Source organism: Plantactinospora sp. KLBMP9567, from assembly GCF_033446045.1.
Taxonomy (GTDB): Bacteria; Actinomycetota; Actinomycetes; order Mycobacteriales; family Micromonosporaceae; genus Plantactinospora.
The window spans coordinates 52756-78970 of record NZ_JAWQRR010000061.1 but is presented as its reverse complement, the minus strand read 5'-3'; the positions used below and the strand labels follow the sequence as shown (position 1 = coordinate 78970).

Here is a 26215-nt window from a genome sequence, read left to right as displayed (position 1 = left end):
CGCCGACCTGAAGGTTGGGCACGGACACAGCCCGAACCCCCGTGCCCGCCCTCCCGCCGGGTCGGCTGACCGGGCTGCCGGTGGTGTTCACTAGTGGCATGCCGGTTAACTCCCCGCGTGCGACCGACGGTACCGAGGCCCGGCCCGGAGCCGCCTGGGCGGCGGGCGCGGTCACCCGGATCGGCCTGCCCGCACCGGCACCGGAACCGGAACTGCCCGAACCACCCCGTGGTACGGGTGGTCGGGACCGTCGGCTGTGGTGGTTCGCCGGGGCGGCCGGCGGCGTACTGGTGATCGGCCTGGTGGTGGTGCTGGGGCTGACCATGTCCGGCGGAGTCGACCCGCTGTGGAGCCGGCCGGAAGCGCCGACGGACGTGCGGCCCCCGCTGGCCAGGAAGTGCCCGCTGCCCGGCTCGTCGGGCCAGGCCGCCCCGGGTACACCGTCGCCGGGGGTACCCGGGTCGCCGGGGCCGACCGAGCCGGACCCGGATCCGGTTGTCCCGCCGGCCGGTCCGGGGCAGCCGTTGAGCGGGGAGCGGACCGTCGACCCGGAGGCGGGGATCTCGTACGCCAGCTACGGCGCACCCTGGCAGCCGTGGCTGACGGTGTGGAGTGCCGGGACGCTGGAGGTGCCGTACAAGGTCGGGCAGCACTTCGTCACCGAGCGGGAGTACGACGGGTTCAGCGACTACCACGCCTCGATCCTGTCGGCGGCCGTCCCGGCGGCCGAGAACGACGCCCTGACGTTCGACCTGGAGTGCGTCGGTCGGCAGGTGGCGACCGACGTGCGGACCGAGTACTACCCGCAGCCGAACCGGATGGAGTCGATCCGGGACGGCCGGACCACGCTGGGCGGGCGGCCGGCCTGGGTCTCGGTGTTCCGGCTGCACTTCGAGCGGCCGCAGTTGCGGGCCACCGACGAGTTGGCCGCCGTGGCCTGCATCGACGTGGGGCGGTCCACCGCCGCAATCCTCTACATCTCGATACCCGGCACCCATCGGGAATTCGACTGGGTGGTCGAGCACGCTCTCGCCTCGGTCCGTCCCGCCTGAGCCGGGTGCGGGTACGCCGAGCCCCGCCACCGGTGGTGACCGGACGCGCTAGGGTCGGTTCGTGGCGGCGGGAAGATCGAGAATTCCAGCGACGAAGCATTCGGTCGAGCGGTTCACCCTCGACAACGGCCTGCGGGTGGTGCTGGCCCCGGATCGCAGCGCCCCGGTGGTCGGTGTGGCGGTCGTCTACGACGTGGGCATCCGGTCGGAACCGGAGGGCCGGACGGGTTTCGCGCACCTCTTCGAGCACCTGATGTTCCAGGGCTCGGAAAACCTGGAGAAGCTTGCGCACTTCCGGCACGTCCAGGGTGCCGGTGGGACCTTCAACGGCTCCACCCACCTCGACTACACGGACTACTGGGAGACGTTGCCGAGCAACGCGCTGGAGCGGGCCCTCTTCCTGGAGGCGGACCGGATGCGCGGGCCGCGGCTGACCGAGGAGAACCTCCGCAACCAGGTCGACGTGGTGAAGGAGGAGATCCGGGTCAACGTGCTGAACCGGCCGTACGGCGGCTTTCCGTGGCTGCGACTGCCGCCGGTCATGTTCGACACGTTCGCCAACGCGCACGACGGGTACGGCTCCTTCGACGACCTGGAGAGCGCGAGCATCGACGACGCGACGGACTTCTTCGACCGGTACTACGCCTGCGGCAATGCCGTACTCGCGGTCGGCGGTGACCTGGACGTGGCGGAGGCGACGGCGCTGATCGAGCGGCACTTCGGGGACGTGCCGGCCCGGCCCGCCCCGGCCCGACCGGACTTCGTCGAGCCGGACCTGACCGGGGAGCGGCGCCAGGCGTACACCGACAAGCTGGCGCCGCTGCCGGCGGTGGCGGCGGCCTGGCGGGTACCGGACCCGATCGGCGACTTCGCCGGCTACCTGCCGTACGTGGTGCTGGCCGAGGTGCTCACCGACGGCGACGCGTCCCGGCTGGTGGAGCGGCTGGTGCTGCGGGACCGCACGGTGACCAGCGTCGGCGGCTACCTCGGGCTGATGGGCGACCCGTTCGACGTACGGGACCCGACCGCGCTGGTGCTGCAGGCCCACCTGCCGCCGGACGGCGCGGTGGAGAAGGTGCTGCAGACCATCGACGAGGAACTCGACCGGGTCGCCACCGACGGGCTGGCTGCCGACGAGTTGGCCCGGACCCAGGCCCGGATGGCGACCCACCTGCTCCGGGAGACCGACGCGGTGCTCGGCCGGACGCTCCAGATGGCGGTACTGGAGCAGCAGCGGGGTGATCCGGGGCTACTGGGCGAGTTGCCCCGGCTGGTCGGCGAGGTCACCGAGGAGCAGGTGCGGGCAGCGGCCGCCATCCTGCGACCGCAGCGCCGGGCCGCCGTCGAGGTCGTCCCCGGTGGAGGTGTCAGGTGACCGTCCGTACGCTGCCCCCGCTCGGGCCGAACCGCAAGCTCAAGCTGCCCCGCGCGGTCGAGCACACCCTGCCCAACGGGCTGACCGTGATCGTGCTGCGCCGGCCGGCGGTGCCGCTGGTGGAGCTGCGGCTCTGGGTGCCGTTCGGCCGGGCCCACCTGGCCCGGGGCCTGATGATGTCCCAGACGCTGCTCTCCGGCACCGGGACGATGACCTCGGTGCAGCTCGCCGCCGAGTTGCAGAAGGTGGGCGGCGGGCTCTCCGCCGGGGCCGACGCCGACCGGCTGATGATCTCCGGCACGGGCCTCTCCACCGGGCTGAACCGGATTCTGGAGCTGCTCGCCGAGGTGCTGACCGGGGCCAGCTATCCGAACGACGAGGTCGCCACCGAGCGGGCCCGGCTGATCGACGGGATCCGGATGGCGCAGAGCCAGCCGACCCACCTGGTCCGCAAGGCGCTGCTGAAGCGGATGTACGGCAAGCACCCGTACGCGGTGCAGACTCCGGAGCCGGAGCAGGTCGAGGCGGTCCGGCCGGCGGCGTTGCGCAGCCTGCACGCCGCCCGGGTACGGCCGACCGGGGCGATCCTGCTGCTGGTCGGCGACGTGGCGCCGGCGAGGGCGCTGGACGCGGTGGAGCGGACCCTCGGCGGCTGGACCGGGGACGGGGCGCCGGGTGAGCTGCCGCCGACCCCGCCGCTGGAGCCGGGGCCGCTGCTGCTGATGGACCGGCCCGGCTCGGTGCAGTCGTCGGTCCGGCTGGCGCTGCCGGCGGTACCGCGCACCCATCCCGACCACGCGTCGCTGCAACTGGCCAACCTGGTCTTCGGCGGCTACTTCTCGTCCCGGTGGGTGGAGAACATCCGCGAGGACAAGGGCTACACGTACGGGCCGCACTCGACGATCGAGCACTCGGTCGCCGGGTCGGCACTGGTGGTCTCGGCCGAGGTCGCCACCGAGGTGACCGGGCCGGCTCTGCTGGAGACGATCTACGAGCTGGGCCGGCTGGCCTCGCTGCCGCCGAAGGAGGACGAGCTGGAGCAGGCCCGCCAGTACGCCCTCGGCACCCTCCAGCTCGGCATCTCGACCCAGGCCGGTCTGGCGGCGGTGGCCAGCGCGTACGCCGGTTCCGGGCTGCGGCTGGAGTTCCTGGCCGAGCACGCGGCCCGGCTGGCGAAGGCGACCCGGGACGACGTGGCGACGGCGGCGGCGAAATATCTGGCTCCGGCCCGGGCGGTCACGGTGGTGCTCGGCGACGCCGGCCAGGTGGAGGCGCCGCTCGGCGTGCTGGGACCGGTCCGGACCGAGGCCGCGGGATCGTGACCTCCGGCCTACCGCCGACGGACCTGCCGGCCGGTCATCCACCGCTGGCCCGGTCCACGCTCGACCGCGCCGCGCACCGGCGTACCGACCCGCAGTGGCTGGCCGACGCCTGGCAGCGGGCCCGGGTGCTGCTGGTGGATGTGGCGAACGGCGGCCGGACCCTGGTCGGCTCGGTCGGTGACAGGCCGGAGCTGATCCTGCTCGGCCCGGACGCGGCCCGGGACAGCGCTCCGGGCGCCCGGCTCTTCCTCGGCGTCGAGCCGGACGGGATACCCGTCTTCGCGGTCGACGCGCCGCTGCCGGAACTGGCCGGTACCCGGCCGGCGAACCTGCGCGAGGTCGGCCACCTGCTCAGTGACCGGGACGCCGGCCTCTTCACCACCGCCGTGGCGCTGGCGAACTGGCACGTCCGGCACCTGTACTCGTCACTGACCGGTCTGTCCACGGTGGTCGGGGACGCGGGCTGGTCCCGGCGGGACGAGGCGGGCAACCAGCTCTGGCCGCGTACCGATCCGGCGATGATCGTGCTGGTGCACGACGGGGTCTCCGGCCCCGGCGGGCGGTGCCTGCTCGGCAACAACGCGGCCTGGCGGTCCGAGCGGGGCCTGCGCCGATATTCCTGCCTCGCCGGCTACGTGGAGCCGGGCGAGTCGGCCGAGGACGCGGTGGTCCGGGAGGTCACCGAGGAAGTCGGCCTGGTCCCGCACCACATCGGGTACGTCGCCAGCCAGTCCTGGCCGTTCCCGGGCTCGCTGATGCTGGGCTTCTTCGCCCTCGCCGACCCGGAGCGGCCGATCCGGCTGGACCCGACGGAGATCGCGCACGCGGGCTGGTTCAGCCGGCGGGACATCGCCGCGGTGCTGGCCGGGGAGGCGGTCGAGGTCGGTGACGGGCTCCGGTTGGCGCTGCCGCCGCCATCGTCGATCGCGCTGTTCCTGATCCGCAGTTGGCTGGAGGATGCCCGGTAGTCGTGCCGCGCCGGGCCCAAATCTTGGCCCGCGACCGTCGTTGCCGCGACGATCACGGGCCAAGATCATAGGCCGTCGCTGCCGGGTCAGGCATGGTACGTGGCGGGGGACGCCACCCGGACGACGACGGTCGTCTAACCGAACCTCGACTGCGGGCCGAGGTTTCTGGGTTGCGGGTCCCCGCCGGTCGGCGGGCCGGACTGGGCCGGCCCGTGGGGGTCGCCGGGCAGGACCCGGTCGCCGGCCTGGTCCCGGAACGGGCTGTTCCGCTGCCGCCGGTCGGGCTCGCCCACCGGCACCACCTTGACCCGTTGCCGTCCGGACCGGACCGCGCCCACACTGGACAGCGCCCGGGCGAGCACCAGGGCAGCGTCCCGGTCCTCGGCGCGGACGATCTGACGGCGCTGTTCCGGAGAGGTCTGTTCGTCGCGGAGGCGCTCCCCCTGTGCCCAGGCAGCGGCCAGCTCGTCGTCAGCGGCAGCACGGATGTCCGTGCGAACGATTAGAAACCGCATGGGTGTCTCCGAAGGCCGGTGACGGACGATGATCCTGCGATTACCCAACGAAGCCGTTTCGTGGAACTTCCACGTCCCCCTTCGGCTATGTTCACCCATTCTTGGCCGGTGGGCAAGTGAAACGCGCCGATTGGAGTAGTTGCTCGTCCGATCAGGTGACGCAGGGTCAACGCCTCGCCGGTGAAATCCGAGGTCGGCACGTAGCTGACCGGAGCAGCCCGCCGATGCGACGGCGAGCCCCGGGTCGGCGTCGTTGCGGGGTACGGCGAAGCCGCCGGCTCCCCGAGCGGGAGCCGGCGGCTTCGGACTCGTATGTGTACGGTGCCGGCGACCGGATCGGCCGGCGCCCGACCGAGCTGGGCCGGGACTACTGTTCGGTCAGCCGGCCCGAGCGGCGACTGCGCTGGGTGGGCGGCATCCCCGGGTCGCGGCTGGCCGGCTTCCGGGGGGCCGACGAGCGCTGCCCCGCCATGTCGGTCAACCAGGTGATCGTCTCGTCCGGACTGAGGGCCGCGTCCTGTAGCCACTCGAAGACCATCGAATAGGTGGCGATCTCCTTGTGGTCGGTCACCATCAGGTTGGTGGCCAGTCCCTCGATCGCCAGAGTCTCCGGATCCTGCGGCTCCGCGAAGCGGTAGAGCGAGAACCCGGTGTGCGGCAGGTACCAGTCCGCGATGGTCTGCTCGGTGAGCAGCACCTGGAGCGTCACGTTGGGCAGTCCGGCGAGCTTGCGCAACTGGATCAGTTGGGCACGCAGCACCTCGCGCGGACCGGCCCGACCGCCGAGCGCGGCCTCCTCGATCACCGCCGAATAGCGGGGCGGCTCGACCTCGCGGGTGAGCAGCGACTGCCGGGCCATCCGGGCCGCCACCTCGGTCTCGGCGTCCTCGGTGTCGGGGTCGTCCACGAGCTGCCGCGAGGAGAGGATCCGCAGGTTGACGTACGCCTTGGTCTGCAACAGACCCGGCACGATCACCGGGCTGTACTCGCGGATCTCCGCGCAGCCGGCCTCCAGTTCGGCGTAGCCGCGCTGCCGCGGCGTCATCGTCGCGTACGAGCGCAGCCAGCCCCGGATGTCGCCGGCCTCGTTGGTGATCGCGGTCAGCTCGTCCCGCAGCGGCCCGGTGACCTTGTAGAGGTCCAGCAGGTCGAGGACATCGCGCAGGTCGGGGCGGCTGCGGCCGTTCTCCAGTCGGGACAGTTTGGACGCCGACGCCCAGCCCACCGCCTCGATGACCTGGTCGCCGGTGAGCTTGGCGGACTCCCGCAGCTTGCGCAGTTCCGTGCCGAGCCTGCGTCGCCGCAGGATCGGGCTGGGTTGAGCAGGAGGCACTGGATCCTCGCTCTCGATCGCTTCGAGCCCGTCGCCGGGCAGGTGCGGACCGTCCAGGTCACGCCCCCGGCGGTCCAGTATGCCGCCCGTTCTTCACGGCATGCCGTCGGATGGTAACGGCGTGTCTAAATGGAGAGGGCTTTCCGGGACACCTCCGGCCCTGCCGTCGGATAGCCGATCGAGCCCCGCGCGCGACCGGCCACCCCCACCACCATCGACCGCGACGAATATCCACCACGACGACCACGCCGTACGCCACCCCGAGAAAAGGCGCCCCAACCAGTACGGCGAACAGCCGCCGCGGGCGACCCGGCGTCCGCGAGCCGCCCGGCGGTGATGATCACGTTGACCTCCGGGTGTCCGCGGTCCCCGAGCGGCTCGCCGCCACCTCGAAAGGGACCCCTCGCATGCGAACCATCCTGCGTCGCCCCGACTTCCGGCTGCTCTTCGCCGGGCTCGTGTGCAGCATGACGGCAGAGTCGATCATGCTTCTGGCACTGGCCGTCTGGGTGAAGGATCTGACCGGTTCGGACGGCATGGCCGGCGCCACCATCTTCGCCATGGTCGCGCCGATGGCCCTGGCCCCGATCGTCGGCTGGGTGGTCGACCGGTTCCGGCGACGCCCGTTCTTCCTGGTCGCCAACCTCGCCACCGCGGTGGTGCTCACCCCGCTGTTCCTGGTCCGGGACCGCACCGACGTCTGGATCATCTACGTGGTGGGCGCCCTGTACGGGCTCTCCTACGTCGCCCTCGGCGCGACGCTGAACGGGCTGATCAAACAGATTGTGCCCGAGGAGCTGATGGCCCAGGCGAACGGCGCGTTGCAGACCGTCAAGCAGGGCCTCCGGCTGGTCGGCCCGCTGGCCGGGGCGGCCCTCTACACCGGGGCGGGCGGCTGGACCCTGCCGACGGTCGGCATGATCGGCTTCGTCGCCGCCGCCTGCGCGGTCTCCGCGCTGCGGATCGCCGAGCGGAGGCCCGGCCCGGCCCAACTCCGCTGGGTGACCGAGGTCGGTGCGGGACTGCGACACATGCTCGGCGAGCCGGCGTTGCGTCGGGCGGTCGTCGGCGCCGCGCTGGCCGTACTGGTGATGGGGTTCAGCGAGTCGCTGATCTTCGCGTACGTGGACCAGGGGCTGGGCCGGGAACCGGGCTTCGTGGGGGTGCTGGTCACGGTGCAGGGCATCGGCGGTGTGCTCGGCGGACTCTCCTCCCCGGCCGTGGTACGCCGGTTCGGCGAGCTGGCCGCGCTGGCCGTCGGGGTGGCGCTCTTCGCGCCCGGTGCGCTGCTGCTGGCGTACCCGACGATCTGGCTGGCCTTCGTCGCCCTGGTGCTGCTCGGCTTCGGCCTGCCGATCGCGTTCGTCGGGTTGAACACGCTGATCCAGCGCCGCACCCCGGGACCGCTGCTCGGCCGGGTCGCCGCCGCCTCGGAGGCGCTGATCAGCGGCCCGCAGGCGATCTCGATCGGTACCGGCGCGCTGCTGGTCGGCTTCGTCGACTACCGGCTGCTCTTCGTGGTGATCGCGGTGGTGATGACGATGGCGGCCGGCTACCTCTGGGCGGGTCGGGGACTCTCCGCGCCGCCCGCCACCGGTACGGCGGCCCGACCCGGCGTGCCGGCGCCCGATGTGATCCTGCCCGACGTGCCACCCGCCTCGGGTGTGCCCACCGTGACTCCGATCGGCGACGGTGTGACCGCCGACCGGGTCACGCCGCCGGTGCTGCCGGCCAACGGCCGGTCCTCGGGGGCGTCGCCGGCCCCGGGATGCCGGCCCCGCTGAGCGACGCGCGGACGGCGGTGGGCCGCGCCGGGCCCACCGCCGAACGGGTCAGCTTCCGGCGAGCGCGGCCAGGTGCTTCTTGACGTCGACGATCGACGGGTTGGTCAGCGCCGAACCGTCGTCGAAGCGCACCGTCGGCACGGTCTGGTTGCCGCCGTTGACGCTCATCACGAACTCCGCGGCCGCCAGATCCTGCTCGATGTCCACCACCGTGTAGCCGATGCCCTCCCGGTCAAGCTGTGACTTGAGCCGGTGGCAGTAGCCGCACCAGGACGTGGAATACATCGTCAACATCGTCGAGACCTCCGCGGTGCTCAATCGTTCCCAGCCAGGCCCGGCCGGTTCGGCCCCGGTCGGACGTCGGATCGGACGGGTTGTCGATCACACAGGCTAAAGGTGCAACGTCGGGAGGGGCTGCCATGATTCCTACCTGTGGCGGCTGACTCTCGCGTGGAACGGATCCTGGCCGGACTCGACCCGGAACAGCGCACCGCGGTGACCGCTCCGGCCGGGCCGGTCTGCATCCTGGCCGGCGCCGGCACCGGCAAGACCCGGGCGATCACGCACCGGATCGCGTACCGGGTGACGGCCGGGGAGGTCGCCGCCCGGCACGTACTCGCGGTCACCTTCACCGCCCGGGCCGCCGCCGAGCTGCGGGCCCGGCTCGGCGCGCTCGGGGTACCGGGGGTGCAGGCCCGGACGTTCCACGGTGCCGCGCTGCGCCAGGTGCGGTACTTCGCGTCCCGGCTGCTCGCCGGCCGGGAGATGCCCGAGCTGCTGGACAGCAAGGTCCGGCTGGTCACCCTGGCCGCCGCCCGGGCCGGGCTGCGCACCGACCGGGCCGCGGCGCGGGACCTGGCCGGCGAGATCGAGTGGGCCAAGTCGTCCCTGGTCGAGCCGGGGGAGTACGTGGTGGCGGCGGCCAAGGCGCTGCGCGAGACGCCACACGACCCGGCAAAGGTGGCCGAGGTCTACGCCGGCTACGAGAAGGTGAAACGCGCCAACGGCGTGATCGACTTCGAGGACATGCTCCGGGCGGCGGTGTGGGGGATCGAGGAGCACCCGGACGTCGCCGAGCAGATCCGGGCACAATACCGGCACTTCGTCGTCGACGAGTACCAGGACGTCAACCCGCTCCAGCAGCGCCTGCTCGACGCCTGGCTGGGCGGCCGGGACGACCTGACGGTGGTCGGCGACGCCAGCCAGACGATCTACTCGTTCACCGGTGCCACCTCGGCGTACCTGATCGACTTTCCCCGGCAGCGCCGGGACGCGGTGGTGGTCCGGCTGGTCCGGGACTACCGCTCGACCCCGCAGGTGGTCGGGCTGGCCAACGCGGTGATCAAGCAGGCCCGGGGAGCCGAGGCGCGGCTGCGGCTGGAACTGGTCGGGCAGCGACCGCCGGGCGCCGAGCCGGACCTGCGGATCTTCCCGGACGAGCCGGCCGAGGCGGCCGCTGTGGCGGTGCGCTGCCGTGACCTGATTGCCGCCGGTACGCCGGCCCGGGAGATCGCCGTGCTGTTCCGGACCAACGCGCAGTCCGAGGCGTACGAGAAGGCGCTCGCCGAGGCGGAGGTGCCGTACCAGGTGCAGGGCGCCGAACGCTTCTTCGAGCGGGCCGAGATCCGGCAGGCGCTGGTCGCGCTCCGCGCCGCTACCCGGTCGACGCCCGGGGACATGCCGCTGGTCCCGGCCGTGGTCGAGGCGCTGTCCGCGGTCGGTTGGGCGCCCGACCAGCCCCCACCGGGTGGCTCGGCACGGGAGAGCTGGGAGGCGGTGGCCGCCCTGGTGCAGCTCGCCGAGGAGTACGCGGCGACCCCGGCGCTCGTGCCGATCGGCGAGGCTGCCTCGGTCGAGCGGCCGGTGACGCTGGCTGACTTCTGCGCCGAGCTGTCCCGGCGGGCCGCCGCGCAGCACGTGCCGACGGTCGAGGGCGTGACGCTGGCGTCCCTGCACTCGGCGAAGGGGCTGGAGTGGGACGGGGTCTTCCTGGTCGGGCTCTCCGACGGCACGCTGCCGACCAGCTACGCCAAGACCGTCGAACAGGTGGAGGAGGAGCGCCGGCTGCTCTACGTCGGGGTGACCCGGGCCCGCGAGTGGCTCTGGCTGTCGTACGCCTCGGCGCGCTCGCCCGGCGGCCGGGCCCGGCGGCCGTGCCGGTTTCTGCCCCAGTTCGACCGTTCCGGCGGTGGACGCACCGTCGAGGCACCCGGCGGCAGTCGGAAACCCGACCGTCGGCGTACCCAGGTCGTCTCCTGCCGGGTCTGCGGGGCGACCCTGCTGGCCGGCGCGGACCGCAAACTCGGCCGCTGCGCCACCTGCCCGTCCGATCTGGACGAGGAGCTGCTCGACCGGCTGCGCGACTGGCGGGCCCGGGTCGCCGGGGCGCAGAAGGTCCCCGCGTACGTCGTCTTCACCGACGCCACCCTGCTCGCGCTGGCCGAACGCCGTCCCGGCCGCCCGGCGGAACTGCTGGCCATCGCCGGGATCGGCCCCCGCAAGGTCGCCCTGTACGGCGACGCCGCGCTGGCCCTGATCGACGGCGTCCGGGTCGACGACGTGCTGCTGACGGAGGAGCCGACCGAGCCGGCGCCGGGCTGAGCCGAGGGCCGTCGGCGGGTGTCGGAAGAAAGTTGCGAGATCTCGCCGTAATTCGTTTGCCCTCCTGCCCGAAGGAGGAATAGCCTCATGGCACACCTCGCGAGCGGCGGCTTTCTGGCTGCTCAAGAGGGGGATGAGTCCGATGTTGGCGACGAGCGAGAGTCAGGAGGTGGCCCCAATGGGGACGACCTATGTCACCCAGCGACCGTGGGCGCTGCCTGCTGCCCCAGCTCCGGTGTCAGAGGTCGGCTGCATGCTGATCACTGAACTCCTCCGGCACTCGCAGGCGCACCAGGCCCTGATCCAGGCCGAGCTGGTTCAGGCCCCCGCGTCCGCGCAGCACCAGGGGACCAATGGATTCACGGGCAATGGCATCCGCGTCGGCGTCAAGCGGATGGATGTCAGCGGGGTTCCACCTCGAGGGAGACCGGTCTAACACAGACCAGCCGGCTCACCTCGAGGCCGCGGACCCCGTACACCGGGATCCGCGGCCTTAGTCATTTCCGCACTGCCGAAAGTAAGTCGGAACAGCGATCTACGAGATCGAAACGAGAGAGAGGTGACCGGGCGATGAGTCTGGCGTTGGCCCCCCTCGACGCGAACGTCGAGCTGGAGGCGAACCTGCCCTGCCGGAAGTTCGACCCCGACCTGTGGTTCGCCGACTCGCCTGCCGAGCTGGAGCTGGCCAAGTCGCTCTGCGGGGACTGCCCGCTGCGCGTCGAGTGCCTCGCCGGTGCGGTGGAGCGGGAGGAGCCGTGGGGCGTCTGGGGCGGCGAGATCTTCGAGCGTGGCGCGGTCGTTCCGCGCAAGCGGCCCCGTGGTCGCCCGCGCAAGGAGGACGTCGCCCGGGACGCGGCGCTGCGGGTCGAGGCCCAGGCGCGGCTGGCGGCCAGTGGCCTTGCCGAGTCGCGCAGCGCGGTCCGGTTGGCGGCCTGACATGAACCCGATCCGTACGAACGCCGGTCTGGTATCGGCACCGAACACCGCGATGGCCGCGGTGTCGAAAACCATCACTGCCATGCCCATCCGAGACGGAGCCACCAAGATGCATCTCATCCACGAAGCGTTGTCACGGGCTCGAATGCGCCTGCCTCAGGCCGGTCGTAGCACCACGAGCACTGAGGCAACCCGATCCGCCCGCACCATCGCGCTGGAGGCCCGTCGCCGGGCCGCCCGCGAGCTGGGCAGCCTGTGAGCCGTCGGCCTGAGGCCGTCGGTAGGTAACCGAATCTGACATCTGCACAGCCGGGCCGGTCCCGGCGGGGGTACGCCCGCCGCCGCGACCGGCCCGGCGTCGTTCTGCGGCTGCCGGTCAGGTCACCGGGGCGAACCCGGGCAGCCAGCGCTGTACGATGCCCCGGTAGGGCGCCTTCGCCTCCAGTTGGCAGAGCACCCCGATCGAACCGAGGGTCACCCGGTGGATCAGCAGGTACGACGGCGGAAGGTTGAGCTGCCGCGAGAGCTGGTACGCCGGGGAACGCGGATTGGCCAGCCGGGCCGCCTCGACCCGCAGCCACGCCCGGGTGAACCGGAACTCCTCCACCGAGAGCGGTTGCAGGATCGGCATCAGGAAGTCGAGTACCGCCTGGGCGTCGATCGGGGAGTCGAGCTGGATGAAGCCCTCCTCGCGCAGCCCGGCCACCACCGCCTCGGCATCACCGGCCAGGGCCAACCGGACCAGCCGGCCGATCGGCTCCGGGTGCCCGCCTGGCAGCCGGGCCACCGCGCCGAAGTCGATCACGCCGAGCCGCCCGTCGGGCAGCAGCCGGAAGTTGCCGGGGTGCGGGTCGGCGTGCAGCAGCCCGGCGCGCATCGGCGCCGAGAAGTGCAGGGTGGCCATCAGCCGGCCGGCCTGGTCCCGGTCGGCCTCGGATCCCGAGTCGATGATCGCTGACAGCGGCGTGCCCTCGACCCAGTCCGTGACCAGCACCCGGGGCGCGGCCGCGACCACGCCGGGGACGAAGATCTCCGGATCGTCGGCGTACGCGGCGGCGAAGATCCGCTGCGACTCCGCCTCGAGTTCGTAGTCCAACTCCTCGCTGATCCGCTCGCGCAACTCGCTGAGCAGCGGTTTGATGTCCAGGCCGGGCTGGATTGCCCGGAACATGGCACCGAGCCGGGAGAGCTGCTTCAGATCGGAGAGCAGCGCCGGCCCGGCGCCCGGGTACTGCACCTTGACCGCGACCGGGCGACCGGCCGGGGTCGGCGTACCCGTCTTGGCCGCCGTCTTCGCGCCGCGCCGCCGGACGGCCGGCGTGCCGCCGCCCTCGACCTTCCAGATCGCCCGGTGCACCTGGCCGATGCTGGCGGCGGCGGCGGGTTTGTCGTCGAACTCCACGAACAACGACCGCCAGTCCGGCCCGAGTTGCTCGGCGAGCACCTTGTGCACGCTGGCCGCCGGCAGCGGCGGGGCCGCCTCCTGGAGCTTGGTCAACGCCTGCCGGTACGGCGCCGCGATCTCCTCGGGCAGGGCCGCCTCGAACACGGACAGGGCCTGTCCGAACTTCATCGCCCCGCCCTTGAGCTGGCCCAACACGCTGAAGAGCTGCTCGGCGGTGCGTTGCTGGATCTCGTTGGAGATCACCTCGGAGGCGAGGCCGGTGACCCGCTTGCCCACGCCGAGGACGGTCCGGCCCGCGAAGCCGAGCGGCAGAGCGGCGAGCTTGGCGGTCCGGGAGACGGCGCGGCGCGGGATGTCGGTCACCAGATCATTGTTACCGACTCGACGAGATCCGGTCCGCCGTCAGCGGGTGGCTCAGGCCACGTCCTGGTCGTCGTTGACCGGCCATCGCCTGATCCGGGCGGTGGAATCCGCCCCACCGTCCCCGGCCGTACCCGACTGGGCACGGCCGTCGCGCTGGTCCGGTTCGTGCGACCCGGCGCAGTTCCGCCCGGCTGGGCGGTTCCGCTGGTCCCGGTTCCGCTGGTGCCGGAGCCGCCGGTCTCCGCGACGGCGCGTCACGCCGCGTGGTTCGGGTGGGTAAGGGGTCAGCCGGGATCCGGGTCCGGGGACCCGGGTGGGGTTTCCGGAGCACGTGGGGCGCGGCGGGGCGGCGTTCCGCGCCGTCGCACGGTGCAGCCACATGCCGGGTGCGGTGGCCAGGTGCGGCGGCGCAGCCGACCGGCACCGGTCACCTCGACCGCCCCGCCGACCGTCTCCGGGGTACCGCCGTCGAGGAAGGTGAGCACTTCGCCGACCGCGTAACCGGCCGCCGTGACCAGGGTCGCGGTCAGGCAGGGCTCTTGGCCGTCACCGCCGGCCAACTGGGCGGCGAGGCCGGGCCAGCCCGGGTCGCGGTCCTGCCGGTGCAGGTCGACGCAGTTCAGGCAGGGTGATCCGGCGGCCCGGACCAGTGGGCCGACGACCGGGACGCCGTCGCGCATGGTCAGCAGCAGGTGCGCCTGCCGGTGCTGGGCGTAGCCGGCGGCGAGCAGTCCGGCGGGGCGATCCGCCCCGACCTGGACCACCAGGTCGGCACGACCGCGCCGGACGGGTCGGGTCGCGGTGCCGGGTGCGACCCGGGCGATCGCGTCCGCGACGGCGGCGGCGCTCGGCCGGCGTACGTCGGTGGCCAGCAGTCCGCTGCCGGTGGTGTCCGCCGGCCGGACCCGGCCCCGCAGGTCCGGGTGCACCTGTCCGATGCCGGCCTGGGCCAGGGTCACCGCCACCGGGGCGGCGAGCCGGCCCTGACCGGTCACCACGATCCGGGCCGCGGCCCGCCGCCGGAGCAGTTGGGCGGGGGTGCCGGGCGAGTCCCGGCCGTGCAGGGCGAGCGCCGCCGCCTCGGCGGAGAGTCGCTGCCGGGCCGGCTCGGGCAGGTCGGTGGGGAGCAGGGTGTGTGCGGCGACCACCAGGCCGGCGGCGCGCAGGGTGTCGATCAGGGTACGGGCGTCGTCGCGGGACACATTGATCGTGACGGCGTGGTCCAGGACGGCCCGCTCGCTGCGGCTGCCGTCGAGCAGGTCGAGCAGCCGGGCGGCGGCCGGATTGGCGACCTCGAGCAGGACCGCGCGACGAGGGTCGAGGCCGAGTTGCAGGGTGTGCCGGTCACGCCAGAGTCGGGCGAGGCCGGGCAGCAGGGTGGGGCGGGGCAGCACGGTTCTGGTCATGGGGCAACACGCTGTCACCGTCCGGGTGCGGGAAGGTGGCGGTTGTCCACAGCGGGTGGACGCTGTGCACTGCCCTATCCACAGGATCTGAAGTGTTATCCACAACCCATGGGTAACTTTTGTCGCCGCGCGGACATCACAGCGGGTGTCCGCAGCGCGACAGTGAAAGCGGGAAGGGGTGGCGCCAGGCCACCCCTTCCCGCAGTTCCGCGTACTTCTCGATGATCAGACCTTGGCCTTGCCGAGGATCCGGTTGACGGTCGTGCCACAGACCGGGCACTTGCCCTTGGCCATGTTCATGCCCGTCTTGGAAACCTCGACGTTGCCCTCGAAGTCACGCTTCTCCTTGCACTTCACGCAGTACCCGTTGTAGGTCTGGGCCTTCTCGGCCACGGTGCCCTCCTCGTCTCATCCGCCGGCTCTCGCGAGCCTGACGTGCGCCCGGCGGCGGGCGGCCACGTAGGCGCCAGCGCTGGGGTTTCTCCGCGGTCACCGATGTGACCGCCGGTCCGCGGACCCTACCCAGTTCTGGGCAGTTCCATGTCAGCGATCTGTCGACACTGTGAGGAAGCCGACGCCCAGAGTGTGCATGCCGGAATAGGTCGGATAAGTCAGTTTCGCAGGGACACGCCGGATGAACCGCGTCAGATCGCTGATCGGGGGGTGCCTGGCGGGACCGGGGGATGATCGTTTACCGTTGCCTCCGGCGCTCGACCGTACGCCTCCGCAGAGCCCGGAACCGGCTGATCATGGGTATGCAGACGATCACCGCAATGAATTTTTTCCGGACGGGCCACCGCTAACCGGTATTTTTCCGGCGGCTATCTGCGGGTTGACTCTTGCGGTGACCTGGCCAGTACGCATTAGTTTTCCATCGTGAACGAAACCCGGGGCTGCGCGGGCCGCTAATGGCGGGGTTGCGGAAGCCGGTCGTCGAGGTACGGCGCAGTCAGCGTCGGCGCCGGACGGTGTCCGCGTACCGGGACGGCGAGCGGGTCGTGGTACTGATCCCCGACCAGTTCTCCCGCGCCGAGGAGACCGAGTGGGTGGACCGGATGCTCGCCCGGCTCGCGGCCCGGGAGGAGCGGCTCGGACGTTCCGACGAGGAGTTGCTGCTCCGGTCCCGCCGGCTGATCGACCGCTACCTGAGCGAGCACGGCCGGATGGCGGTACCGGCCAGCGTCCGGTGGGTGACGAACCAGAACGGCCGGTGGGGCTCCTGCACCCCGGCCGACCGGACGATCCGGATCTCGCACCGGATCCAGGAGATGCCGGACTGGGTGATCGACTACGTGTTGCTGCACGAGCTGGCCCACCTCGTCGTGCCAAGTCACAACGCGCGGTTCTGGGAACTGGTCGGGCGCTATCCGAAGACGGAACGGGCCCGGGGCTACCTGGAGGGCGTCGCGGCGACCGCCGGGATCGTCCTGCCGGACTGAGCCCGTACCGGTGCGACTGCACCGGCCCGGACGGGCGGTGCGGCCGCGCGGGGACGCCGGGCCGGCAGATCGGTAAGGTCGGCGGGTGACCCGCCGTCTGATCGTGGTGATGCTCGGCCCCGTCGCCTGGGCGCCGCCCGGGACCGATCCGGCCCGCTGGCGGGCCGCACTCGCCGAGGACGTGGTCGACCTGGTCGCCACCCTGGCCGAGGTGGAGCCGGCGATCGCCGCCACCGCGCCCGACCGCCCGCTGGCCGAGGCCGTCGCCTGGCCCGGCATGCCGGTGTACGACCTGCCGGCCAACCGGGTCGGTGCCGCGCTGGGGGCGGCGGCCCGGGACGGCTACGACCAGGCCGCCGTGCTGGTCGCCGACGCGCCCGACGTGCCCGGCCTGATCCTCGGCAAGCTGCTCCGCCCGCTGACCAGCCGTCCCGTCGCGGTCGCCCCGGCGACGAATCCCGGGCCCGGGCTGCTCGGCCTGGCGGCCCGGCTACCCGCGCCGGACTGGCTGCCGGAGCTGGACCTGGACACCGCCGAGGTCGAGCAGGTGCGCGCCGCCGCGCCGCGACCGGCCGAGGTGGCGGTGGCCCCGGGCTGGCGCCGGCTCCGCACCGCGGCCGACCTCGGGACCCTCGATCCTGCGGTTGAGGGCTGGGACACCACCCGGGTGCTGCTCGGCGGCTGACCGCACCCCGGAAGGCGTGGGTCAGCCACTCCTCACGTCCTGAGGGTGGGGTGGGTCAGCCACTCCTCACGTCCCGAGGGCGCGTCGGCCAGCCACTCCGCACGCCCGGGGGCGTCGGTCACTCCGGGTCGCGCCGTTCCGAGCCCGGATCGGAGTCACCGGAGTCGCCCTCGGATTCCGGCGTGCCGAAGTCGAAGTCGTCCAGGTCGCCGAGGTCGAGTTGGGACCGGGCGAAGGCGTCCGGGTCGGCGAAGTCCTCCTCGGCGGGGAGCAGGTCCGGGTGCCCCCAGAGCGCGTCCCGGCCGGCGATGCCCCGGTGCTCGCTGAGCGCCGCCCAGAGCGCGGCGGCCTCGCGCAGCCGGCGGGGTCGTAGCTCCAACCCGACCAGCGCGGCGAAGGTCTGCTCGGCCGGGCCACCGGCGGCCCGGCGCCGACGGAACGCCTCGGCGAGCCGGTTCACGTTCGGCAGCCGCTCGGCGGCGGCGGTGTCGACGACGTGGCACACCCAGCCCTCGACCAGGGCGAGCGTGGTTTCCAGCCGGGCCAGCGAGGCCTTCTGCGCCGGAGTGTCCTCCGGGGTGAAGATGCCCTCCACGGAGAGCGCCTGCACCGACTCCGGGTTCATCGGGTCGAGCCGGCCCATCGCCTCCTCGATCGCCTCCCGGTTCACCGTGATGCCGGTGGCGTACATCTCGACGGTGGTCAGGACGTGGCCGCGCAGCCACGGTACGTGCTGGAAGAGCCGCTGGTGGGCGGCCTCGCGCAGGGCGACGTAGAGGCGTACCTCGTCCTCGGGGAGTTCGAGGCCCTCGCCGTACGCCCGGATGTTGGCCGGCAGCAGCGCGGCCGTTCCGGCCGGGCCGAGCGGCAGGCCGATGTCGCCGGCCGAGAGCACCTCGGCGGCGAGCGAGCCGAGTGCCTGCCCGAGCTGGCCGCCGAAGAGCGCCCCGCCCAGCGTGGTCAGCATCGACTGCATCGGGCCGAGCTGCGACCGGGCCTCCGGCGGCACCAGGTCGCCCATCGCGGCCACCATCCGCCCGGCCACCGGGTCGCAGAGCTTCTTCCAGACGTCCAGCGTCTTGTAGATCCACTCATTCCGGTTCCACGCGACCGAGCTGCGGATCCCGGAGGGGTGTGCCGAGGTCGGATCGAGCCACAGGTCGGCGAGCCGGAGCGCCTCCTCGACGGCGTTGCGCTCGTACGGCGTCACGGCCGGGTCGCCGGCCGAGGAGAGCTGGCTGGCCGCGACCTGGCGGGCCAGGTCCCAGTTGACCGGGCCGCTGCCCGGCGCGGCGAGCAACTGCTGCAGCTGCGCCATGAACTGCTGCATCTGCTGCGGGTCGTTGGGGTCGGGCGGCTGGCCACCCGGCAGGGCGAAGCCGAACGGAATATCAGGCACCCGTCCACGGTACGCGCGCCGGGGGGTGCGCCGCCCGCCCAGGTGTCACGCCGAGGGCGAACCTCGGGGTTCACTGACCGGCCCGGGGGTGCCTTCTGGGTACGCTTGGCGGCCATGAGACGTCGCGGTGTCACGGTTCTGCTCGGCGCGGTGATCACCGCCCTGCTCAGTGTCGGCGTGCTCGCCGCCCCGATCCCGTACGTCGTGCTCGGTCCGGGGCCGACGGTGGACACGCTGGGCCGGCAGAACGACAAAGAGGTGATCCAGGTTTCCGGCCGGGAGACCTCGGCGTCGGCCGGACAACTCCGGCTGACCACGGTCGGCGTGCAGCCCGACGTCAAGCTGCTCTCCGCGATCGCTGGCTGGTTCTCCTCGGACGAGGCCGTGGTGCCGTACGAGTTGATCTACCCGCCGGGGCAGACCCAGCAGCAGGTGGAGGAGCGCAATGCGGAGGACTTCGCCGCCTCGCAGACCAGTGCCGAGACCGCGGCGCTGCGCGAACTCGGCTATCCGGTGGAGGTCGTGGTCAAGGCCGTCACCGCGGGTGCCCCGTCGGAGGGGATCCTCAAGGTGGGTGACGTGATCACCTCGGTCGACGACAAGCCGGTGGTGGTGGCGAGCAGCCTCACCGACCTGATCCGGGCCCGCCCGGCCGGCTCGTCGTTGAGGATCGGCTACACCCGGGACGGCAAGCCGGCCACCGCGACCATCGTCAGTGCCGCCACCGACAACAACCCGCCGCGGATCGGCGTGGAGATCGAGCAGCGGCAGCCGCACCCGTTCGAGTTGAAGATCGACCTCGGCGACATCGGCGGGCCGAGTGCCGGGCTGATGTTCGCGCTCGGCATCATCGACAAGATCCGGACCGAGGAGGACCTGACCGGCGGAAAGATCATCGCTGGCACCGGCACCATCAACGACCTGGGTGAGGTCGGCCCGATCGGCGGTATCCCGCAGAAACTGGTCGGCGCGAAGAACGCGGGTGCGAAGTATTTCCTCGTACCGGCCGGCAACTGCGAGGAGGCCGTCCGCAACGCCCAGTCGGGGCTGCCGATGGCCCGGGTCGGGACCCTCGACGAGGCGCTGAGCGCACTGGAGACGATCAGCGCCGGAGGCGAGCCGCCGAAGTGCTGAATTGTCACGCATCGTCAGTGTCAGGCTACTGTCCGGCGCCGATGTGACTGCGCTCCGGTGGCCGCGTGTCCCGCCCGGTTGACCGGTCGTTTTCGACTGCCCCGACGGGGGACCGATCGGACTCAGGAATACCCCGTAGTCTAGGTGCTCTGATCAGAGCCGGTCATTGCCGAAGGTGCGGAGCCAACAGTGGTCATGCGTAGCAGCCCCCTACCAAGAATGAGTCGACGAGGTCGCGTCACAGTCGGCGTACTCCTCGGGGTGTTCCTGCTCCTCACCCTGCTGGGCTGGGGCGTGCAGGCGTGGACCGACTGGCTCTGGTTCGACGAGGTGCAGTACACCCGGGTCTTCAGCGGAGTGCTGGTCACCCGGATCCTGCTCTTCGTCGTGATCGGTCTGGCCATGGCGCTGCTGGTCGGCGGCAACATGTGGCTGGCCTACCGGCTGCGGCCGGTGCTCCGGCCGAATTCGCCGGAGCAGGTGACGCTGGAACGCTACCGCTCGGTGCTGGCGCCCCGGATCGGCACCTGGCTGGTCGCGATCGGGGTGATCGTCGGACTCTTCGCCGGTCTCTCCGCGCAGACCCGCTGGGGTCAGTGGATGCTGTTCCGCAACTCGCAGAGCTTCGGCATCGAGGACCCGGAATTCAAGATCGATATCGGGTTCTACGTCTTCCAGTTCCCGTTCCTGCGCTATCTGCTCGGCGTCGGCTTCACCGCCGTGGTGCTGGCCATGATCGGCTCGCTGGCGATGCACTACATCTTCGGCGGGGTCCGGCTGCAGGGCGTCGGCGACCGGATGACCAGCGCCGCCCGGGCCCACCTGACCACGCTGGTCGCGGTCTTCGTCCTACTCAAGGCGCTGGCGTACGTGCTCGACCGGCGGGCGATGCTGCTGGAGTTCAACGAGGGCGTCAACCTCTACGGCGCCGGCTACGCCGACATCAACGCGCTGCTGCCGGCCAAGGAGATCCTGGCGTACATCTCGGTGGTGGTCGCGCTGGCGATCATCCTCTTCTCCAACGCCTTCATCCGGAACCTGGTCTGGCCCGGCATCTCGCTCGCCCTGCTCGGCATCTCGGCGGTGGCGATCGGCGGCATCTACCCGTGGGCGGTGCAGACCTTCGAGGTCAAGCCGAGCGTCAAGGACAAGGAAGCCGCGTACATCGAGCGCAGCATCACGGCCACCCGGGACTCGTTCGGGCTCGCCACCACGGTCATGGCGCCGTACAACGCGGCGAACCTGAAGCCGCCGGAGACGCTGGCCACCGACACCTCGGTGGTGCCGAACATCCGGCTGCTGGACCCGCAACTGGTCTCCGAGACCTACACCCAGCTTCAGCAGGTGCGCGGCTTCTACGACTTCGGCCCGAAGCTCGACATCGACCGTTACCAGGTCAACGGCGAGACCCAGGACTACGTCGTCGGGATGCGGGAGATCAACTACCTGGAGCTGACCGACCAGCAGAGCAACTGGATCAACCGGCACACCGTCTTCACCCACGGCTACGGCCTGGTCGGTGCACCCGCCAACCAGGTGGTCTGCGGCGGCCAGCCGTACTTCGTCTCCGGTTTCCTCGGTGAGCGCGCCGAGGAGGCGTGCTCCTCGTCGACCGAGACGATCCCGGCCACCCAGCCGCGGATCTACTACGGCGAGCAGATGGACGGCAGCGACTACGCGATCGTCGGGCAGACCGAGGGGAACAACCCGGTCGAGTTCGACCGGCCGACCGGCCGGGACGGCGGCGAGCAGTACTACACGTACACCGGCTCGGGCGGGGTCGAGATCGGCTCGTTCGGACGCCGGCTGCTCTACGCGATCAAGGAGCAGGAGCCGAACTTCGTGCTCTCCGGCGCGATCAACGACAACTCCAAGCTGCTCTACGTGCGTAACCCCCGGGAGCGGGTGGAGAAGGTCGCACCGTTCCTCACCCTGGACGGCGACCCCTATCCGGCGGTGGTCGGCGGGCGGATCCAGTGGATCGTCGACGGCTACACCACGGCGGCCACCTACCCGTACGCCGAGCAGGTGAACCTCCAGCAGGAGACCGCCGACGAGCTGACCGGGCTGGGCACCTTCGAACTCGCCCGGGAGGACGTCAACTACATCCGGAACTCGGTGAAGGCGACCGTCGACGCGTACGACGGCACGGTGAACCTCTACCAGTACGACGAGACCGACCCGGTGCTGAAGGCCTGGAACAAGGCGTTCGGCGGCGACCTGGTGAAGCCGAAGTCGGCGATCCCGGCCGACCTGGCGGCACACTTCCGCTACCCGGCCGACCTGTTCAAGGTGCAGCGCAACCTGCTGGCGAAGTTCCACGTCACAGACCCGTCCGAGTTCTTCTCCGGGCAGGACTTCTGGGAGGTGCCGAACGCGCCGGACGCGCCGGACTCCGGCGAGAAGCAGCCGCCGTACTACCTCTACACCCAGTTGCCGGGGCAGGAGGCGCCGCGCTTCCAGCTCACCTCGGCGGTCACCCCGGCCGGCCGGCAGAACCTCGCCGCGCTGATCAGCGGGTCGTACCTGAACGGCCAGCCCCGGCTGGAGGTGCTGGAACTGCCCGACCAGACGGCGGTCTCCGGGCCGGTCCAGGTGCACCAGAAGATGACCAACAACGCCAACATCCGGCAGGAACTCAACCTGCTCTCCTCGAACCAGGCCCAGGTGCAGTACGGCAACCTGCTCTCGCTGCCCTTCGGCGACGGCATGCTCTATGTCGAGCCGGTCTATGTGAAGAGCAACCAGACGAACGCCTATCCGCTGCTGCAACGGGTGCTGATCTCGTACGGCGACGGCGGTCAGTACGTCGTGTTGGCGAACAGCCTCGAAGAGGGCATCAAACAACTCGTCGAGCAGGGCAAGAAGGCCGCCCCGACCACACCGACGACGCCACCGCCGCCGACCGACGGCGGCGCCAACCCGACGCCGACCCCGACGGCACCACCGGCGGACACCAACCCGCAGCTCACTCCGGAGCTGGCCGCTGCCGCCAGCAAGGTGCAGGCCGCGATCGTCGAGGTCAAGGCGGCGCAGACCGCCGGTGACTTCGAGCGGTACGGCCGCGCGCTGAAGGCGCTCGACGACGCGATGACCGAGTTCCAGGCCGCCCAGCGGGCGGCTTCCGGCAACCCGGCACCGGGCGGGTCTCCGGCCCCGGCGGCGAGCGGCGGTACACCCAGCCCGCCACCGGCGTCTCCGAGCGGCTGACCAGGTCGTACGGGGCTTCCCGGCGGCGGCGGTATGGTCGCCGCCGGGTAGTTCGCCCCCTGTTTTGCGGGGCGTGGGCGGTGTGCGCTAGTGTTAACGAGCCGACGCGGGGTGGAGCAGCTCGGTAGCTCGCTGGGCTCATAACCCAGAGGTCGCAGGTTCAAATCCTGTCCCCGCTACCACAGAACCATCAGTTAGAACCCGGTCCTCAACTATGGGCCGGGTTCTTGCTTTTCCGAATGTTTCTTGCCCTCTCCGACGCGCGGCGCTCCGGGGATTGCGACACCTTCGGGGATTGCGACACCTCTGGGATTGCGACACCTGCGAGGGCGGCGCCGACCGCGGGTTTTTCAAGTTGGACTTCGGCCCCAGTTGGGCTAGGGTTCATCCGGCGACGCGGGGTGGAGCAGCTCGGTAGCTCGCTGGGCTCATAACCCAGAGGCCGCAGGTTCAAATCCTGTCCCCGCTACCAGGGAAACGGCCCCTCGGAGATTATCCGGGGGGCCGTTTCGCGTACGGGTGCAACCAGAAACGTCGCCGACGCTGGTGTGGCTGACCGTGGGATCGGGCCGGGTCTCCGCACCGGCAGGCGCCCGATCGGAGCGGACGGCAGGCACTGCGAATCAGCGGAGGAGGCGCGTTCGCGTTGACGCGGCTTGCCGGCGTGCTTAACTGTTGGGCGATGACGCTCAGCTCGCGTGAGGTTGATCTGTTCGAGCGCTCCAGGGGCCGCCTGGAGGCGATCGCCTACCGCCTGCTGGGCTCGGCGGCAGACGCCGAGGACGCGGTCCAGGACACCTTTCTGCGTTGGCAGGCGGCCGACCGGGAACACATCGAAACGCCCGAGGCGTGGCTGACGAAGGTACTCACCAACGTGTGCCTCAACCAGCTCACGTCGGCGCGGGCCAGGCGCGAGACGTATGTCGGGCAGTGGCTACCGGAGCCCGTTCTCGCCGGGGATCGGATGCTCGGTCCGGCCGAGACCGCCGAGCAGCGTGAGCTGGTCTCGATCGCGGTGCTCACCCTGATGGAGCGGCTGTCGGCCAACGAGCGCGCGGTGTACGTGCTGCGCGAGGCATTCGGCTACTCGCACGGCGAGATCGCCCAGATCCTCGACATCACCGAGCCGAACTGCCAGCAGATCTACCGGCGGGCCAAGCAACACCTCGGCACCGACCGGACGCGCATGGAGATCGATGCCGCCGCCGCAGGGAAGATCGCCGAGGAGTTTCTCGCCGCCGCCCGCAGCGGCGACACCGAGCCGCTGGTCAGGCTGCTGACCGACGACGCGACGACCGTGGCCGACGGCGGCGGCCGGACCCCGGCCCGGACCACCCCGATTGTCGGCGCGCTCGCTATCGCTCGATTCCTACGGACCGTGTTCACGCCGACCGATGCCCAGCGGGCCGTCTTCCGGAGCGTCCTTGGCGGCCGCGTCGCCGTGTACGTCGCCGTCGTCAACGGCGGCCCGGCGCTGCTGGCCGTGGCCGGCGACCGGGTCGTCGGCGTCCTGTCGCTGGACGTGACCCCCGACGGCGTGGCTGCCATCCACGTCCAGGCCAACCCGGACAAGCTGGAGCGCGTCACTCGCCAGTGGGCGGTAGCCGAGCGCGGGGAGCCGCTCCTCGACGCTTGGTGACTCAGGTTACAAGCAACTCCTGTCAGGGATCGCGTCGCTGTCCGGTTCAGGAAGCGAGCAGGCCACACCAGACAGGAGGCGGAACATGAAGCACCGCATCGTCGTCCTCGGGGCCGGATATGCCGGAGCCCACACCGCCGGGCGTCTCGCCCGGCGGCTGCACTCCGACGACACCGAGATCACCCTGATCAACGCCGACCCGGAGTTCGTCGAGCGGATCCGGATGCACCAGCTCGCGGCCGGGCAGGACCTGCGGCGCCGGCCGTTGCGTGACGTCTACGCGGGTACGGGTGTCGCGGTACGACCGGCGCGGGTCACCGCCGTCGATGTCGACCGCAAGACCGTCGATATCGTCGACCAGCACGGCGCCGACGAGATCGGGTACGACACCCTGGTTTACGCCCTCGGCAGTACCGCCGCCGACCACGGTGTTCCCGGAGTCGCCGAGCACGCCTACCACGTCTCCGGCGAACAGGGTGCCCTGCGGCTGCGCGAGCGGCTGCACGACGTCGCCGCGGGCGGCACCGTGCTGGTGGTCGGCGGTGGCCTCACCGGCATCGAGGCGGCCACCGAGATCGCCGAGAGCAGGCCGGATCTCGACGTCGCGATCGCCGCCCGCGGTGGCGTCGGTGACTGGCTGAGTGACAAGGCCCGGCGGCACCTGCGCACGGTTTTCGACCGGCTCGGCATCACCGTCCACGAGGAGACCGACATCACGCACGTCGACGAGACCGGCGTACTCACCGGGGCCGCCGGGCGGATCCCGGCCCAGGTGACCGTCTGGACAGCGGGCTTCAGCACGCACCCGATCGCCGCCGCCACCACCCTGGAGGTCGCCGCCACCGGGCAGATCGTCGTCGACGGCACCATGCGCTCGGTCTCGCACCCCGACGTGTACGCCGTCGGCGACGCCGGGATCGCGCAGGGAGCGGGCGGCAAGCCGCTGCGGATGTCCTGTGCCTCGGGGATCCCGATGGCCTGGCAGGCCGCCGACGCCATCGCCGCGCGCCTGACCGGTCGCCAGGTTCCGGAGAAGACGATCGGCTACTTCCTGCAGTGCATCAGCCTCGGCCGCCGCGACGGCATCATCCAGTTCGTGACCCCCGACGACCAGGCCAAGCCGTCCGCCATCACGGGCCGGCCGGCTGCCCGGATCAAGGAGTTCGTCTGCGCGGGCGCGGCCTGGAGCATCGGCCACCCGACGGTCATGGTGCCGACCCGCCGCCGTCATGTCACGCCCGTCGAGACCGAGGCACTCCCGGTAACTGCCCACTGAGCCGCCCTGCTCGGATCGGGCGTCTTCGCCGGCCCTCCAGAGATCATCTGGAGGGCCGTTCCGTCTCTGTCCCCAGGGCCGCTCGCCAGCTCGTCCGGGGCTGCGGTGTGCCCGCCATGGTAGGAATGGGATCCAGCCGGAGGTCGGTGGTGTCGAGCGAGCGGGCTTCGCGTCCCAGTCAACCACCGAGGATCACACCGAGCTGCTCCGGGACGCCGAGCGGCAGCATGACGACCTGCGCCGACCCGATGCCGGCCCGGCCGGACATCTCGTACGCCGGTCGAGCCGGTTGGCCGGGCGATGACCGTGGGTTGAAAGGGTGGTGTGTTCTGCTCTTCCCACACGTCTGACCGGACGGGGAGAGTGCGGTGCC

19 protein-coding genes, 2 tRNA genes and 2 pseudogenes are annotated in these 26215 nt (G+C 71.5%); 16 read left to right on the top strand and 7 right to left on the bottom strand.

Going from position 1 to position 26215, the window contains the following annotated elements; translation table 11 throughout:
* The first annotated feature begins 98 nt into the window (after positions 1–98).
* The 4 genes from R6Y94_RS42310 (at position 99) to nudC (ending at position 4717) form a co-directional block, all read left to right on the top strand.
* Entirely contained in the window at positions 99–1052 is a 954-nt protein-coding gene (locus R6Y94_RS42310) for a hypothetical protein (protein ID WP_318402780.1), read from the top strand.
* 61 nt (positions 1053–1113) lie between these two features.
* Entirely contained in the window at positions 1114–2427 is a 1314-nt protein-coding gene (locus R6Y94_RS42305; protein ID WP_318402778.1) for a pitrilysin family protein, read from the top strand.
* Positions 2424–3749 carry a pitrilysin family protein gene (locus tag R6Y94_RS42300; RefSeq protein ID WP_318402776.1) on the top strand — a complete coding sequence of 442 codons (1326 nt, stop codon included), beginning with the start codon at positions 2424–2426 and terminating at the stop codon, positions 3747–3749. The genes R6Y94_RS42305 and R6Y94_RS42300 overlap by 4 nt, the downstream gene beginning before the upstream one ends.
* On the top strand, positions 3746–4717 hold the full coding sequence (gene nudC / locus R6Y94_RS42295; RefSeq protein ID WP_318402774.1) for an NAD(+) diphosphatase: 972 nt from the start codon (positions 3746–3748) through the stop codon (positions 4715–4717). The genes R6Y94_RS42300 and nudC overlap by 4 nt, the downstream gene beginning before the upstream one ends.
* Before the next feature lie 281 nt (positions 4718–4998).
* Here nudC and R6Y94_RS42290 read toward each other — a convergent pair.
* Together R6Y94_RS42290 and R6Y94_RS42285 are read right to left on the bottom strand one after the other, a co-directional pair.
* Positions 4999–5232 (bottom strand): annotated as a pseudogene (locus R6Y94_RS42290) (hypothetical protein); the annotation flags it as partial.
* A 367-nt stretch (positions 5233–5599) separates the two neighbouring features.
* Positions 5600–6565: a helix-turn-helix transcriptional regulator gene (locus R6Y94_RS42285; RefSeq protein WP_318402772.1), complete on the bottom strand. Its 966-nt coding sequence runs from the start codon at positions 6563–6565 to the stop codon at positions 5600–5602.
* A 407-nt stretch (positions 6566–6972) separates the two neighbouring features.
* Here R6Y94_RS42285 and R6Y94_RS42280 point away from each other — a divergent pair.
* Positions 6973–8154: pseudogene (locus R6Y94_RS42280) on the top strand (MFS transporter); the annotation flags it as partial.
* A gap of 243 nt (positions 8155–8397) precedes the next feature.
* On the opposite strand, the gene R6Y94_RS42275 reads toward R6Y94_RS42280, so the two are convergent.
* Positions 8398–8643, bottom strand: a complete 246-nt coding sequence (locus R6Y94_RS42275; protein ID WP_318402770.1) for a mycoredoxin — start codon at positions 8641–8643, stop codon at positions 8398–8400.
* 138 nt (positions 8644–8781) lie between these two features.
* On the opposite strand from R6Y94_RS42275, the gene R6Y94_RS42270 reads away from it, so the two are divergent.
* The 3 genes from R6Y94_RS42270 (at position 8782) to R6Y94_RS42255 (ending at position 12145) form a co-directional block, all read left to right on the top strand.
* Positions 8782–10950 carry an ATP-dependent DNA helicase UvrD2 gene (locus R6Y94_RS42270; protein WP_318402768.1) on the top strand — a complete coding sequence of 723 codons (2169 nt, stop codon included), beginning with the start codon at positions 8782–8784 and terminating at the stop codon, positions 10948–10950.
* Between the two features lie 570 nt (positions 10951–11520).
* Positions 11521–11886 carry a WhiB family transcriptional regulator gene (locus tag R6Y94_RS42260; protein WP_101369728.1) on the top strand — a complete coding sequence of 122 codons (366 nt, stop codon included), beginning with the start codon at positions 11521–11523 and terminating at the stop codon, positions 11884–11886.
* Position 11887: 1 nt separating this feature from the next.
* Entirely contained in the window at positions 11888–12145 is a 258-nt protein-coding gene (locus tag R6Y94_RS42255) for a hypothetical protein (protein ID WP_318402764.1), read from the top strand.
* 117 nt (positions 12146–12262) lie between these two features.
* Here the strand turns inward: R6Y94_RS42255 and R6Y94_RS42250 are convergent, their stop codons facing one another.
* The 3 genes from R6Y94_RS42250 to R6Y94_RS42240 all read right to left on the bottom strand — a co-directional run bounded on the left by R6Y94_RS42250 (position 12263) and on the right by R6Y94_RS42240 (position 15453).
* Positions 12263–13654, bottom strand: coding sequence for an AarF/ABC1/UbiB kinase family protein (locus tag R6Y94_RS42250; RefSeq protein WP_318402762.1), 1392 nt, complete (start codon positions 13652–13654; stop codon positions 12263–12265).
* A 284-nt stretch (positions 13655–13938) separates the two neighbouring features.
* On the bottom strand, positions 13939–15060 hold the full coding sequence (locus tag R6Y94_RS42245) for a hypothetical protein (protein ID WP_318402760.1): 1122 nt from the start codon (positions 15058–15060) through the stop codon (positions 13939–13941).
* A gap of 225 nt (positions 15061–15285) precedes the next feature.
* Positions 15286–15453 carry a DUF5679 domain-containing protein gene (locus R6Y94_RS42240; protein ID WP_165436864.1) on the bottom strand — a complete coding sequence of 56 codons (168 nt, stop codon included), beginning with the start codon at positions 15451–15453 and terminating at the stop codon, positions 15286–15288.
* 515 nt (positions 15454–15968) lie between these two features.
* Between R6Y94_RS42240 and R6Y94_RS42235 the strand changes: the two genes are divergently transcribed.
* Together R6Y94_RS42235 and R6Y94_RS42230 are read left to right on the top strand one after the other, a co-directional pair.
* Entirely contained in the window at positions 15969–16499 is a 531-nt protein-coding gene (locus tag R6Y94_RS42235) for a M48 family metallopeptidase (protein ID WP_318402758.1), read from the top strand.
* Positions 16500–16584: 85 nt separating this feature from the next.
* Positions 16585–17184, top strand: a complete 600-nt coding sequence (locus R6Y94_RS42230) for a hypothetical protein (protein ID WP_318402756.1) — start codon at positions 16585–16587, stop codon at positions 17182–17184.
* Positions 17185–17302: 118 nt separating this feature from the next.
* Here R6Y94_RS42230 and R6Y94_RS42225 read toward each other — a convergent pair whose 3' ends face one another.
* Positions 17303–18514, bottom strand: coding sequence for a zinc-dependent metalloprotease (locus R6Y94_RS42225; RefSeq protein ID WP_318402805.1), 1212 nt, complete (start codon positions 18512–18514; stop codon positions 17303–17305).
* A gap of 183 nt (positions 18515–18697) precedes the next feature.
* Here R6Y94_RS42225 and R6Y94_RS42220 point away from each other — a divergent pair, with 183 nt between their 5' ends.
* The 6 genes from R6Y94_RS42220 to R6Y94_RS42195 all read left to right on the top strand — a co-directional run bounded on the left by R6Y94_RS42220 (position 18698) and on the right by R6Y94_RS42195 (position 25842).
* The gene (locus R6Y94_RS42220) at positions 18698–19717 is read left to right on the top strand and encodes a PDZ domain-containing protein (protein WP_318402754.1); all 1020 of its coding nucleotides are present in this window, start codon (positions 18698–18700) and stop codon (positions 19715–19717) included.
* A 189-nt stretch (positions 19718–19906) separates the two neighbouring features.
* Positions 19907–22927 (top strand): UPF0182 family protein, encoded by a 3021-nt coding sequence (locus R6Y94_RS42215; protein WP_318402752.1) that lies wholly within the window; start codon positions 19907–19909, stop codon positions 22925–22927.
* Positions 22928–23032: 105 nt separating this feature from the next.
* Positions 23033–23109 (top strand) — tRNA-Met (locus R6Y94_RS42210).
* Positions 23110–23322: 213 nt separating this feature from the next.
* Positions 23323–23399, top strand: a tRNA-Met gene (locus tag R6Y94_RS42205).
* A gap of 210 nt (positions 23400–23609) precedes the next feature.
* The gene (gene sigJ, locus R6Y94_RS42200) at positions 23610–24566 is read left to right on the top strand and encodes an RNA polymerase sigma factor SigJ (protein ID WP_318402750.1); all 957 of its coding nucleotides are present in this window, start codon (positions 23610–23612) and stop codon (positions 24564–24566) included.
* 85 nt (positions 24567–24651) lie between these two features.
* On the top strand, positions 24652–25842 hold the full coding sequence (locus tag R6Y94_RS42195) for an NAD(P)/FAD-dependent oxidoreductase (protein ID WP_318402748.1): 1191 nt from the start codon (positions 24652–24654) through the stop codon (positions 25840–25842).
* The last annotated feature ends 373 nt before the right edge of the window (positions 25843–26215 follow it).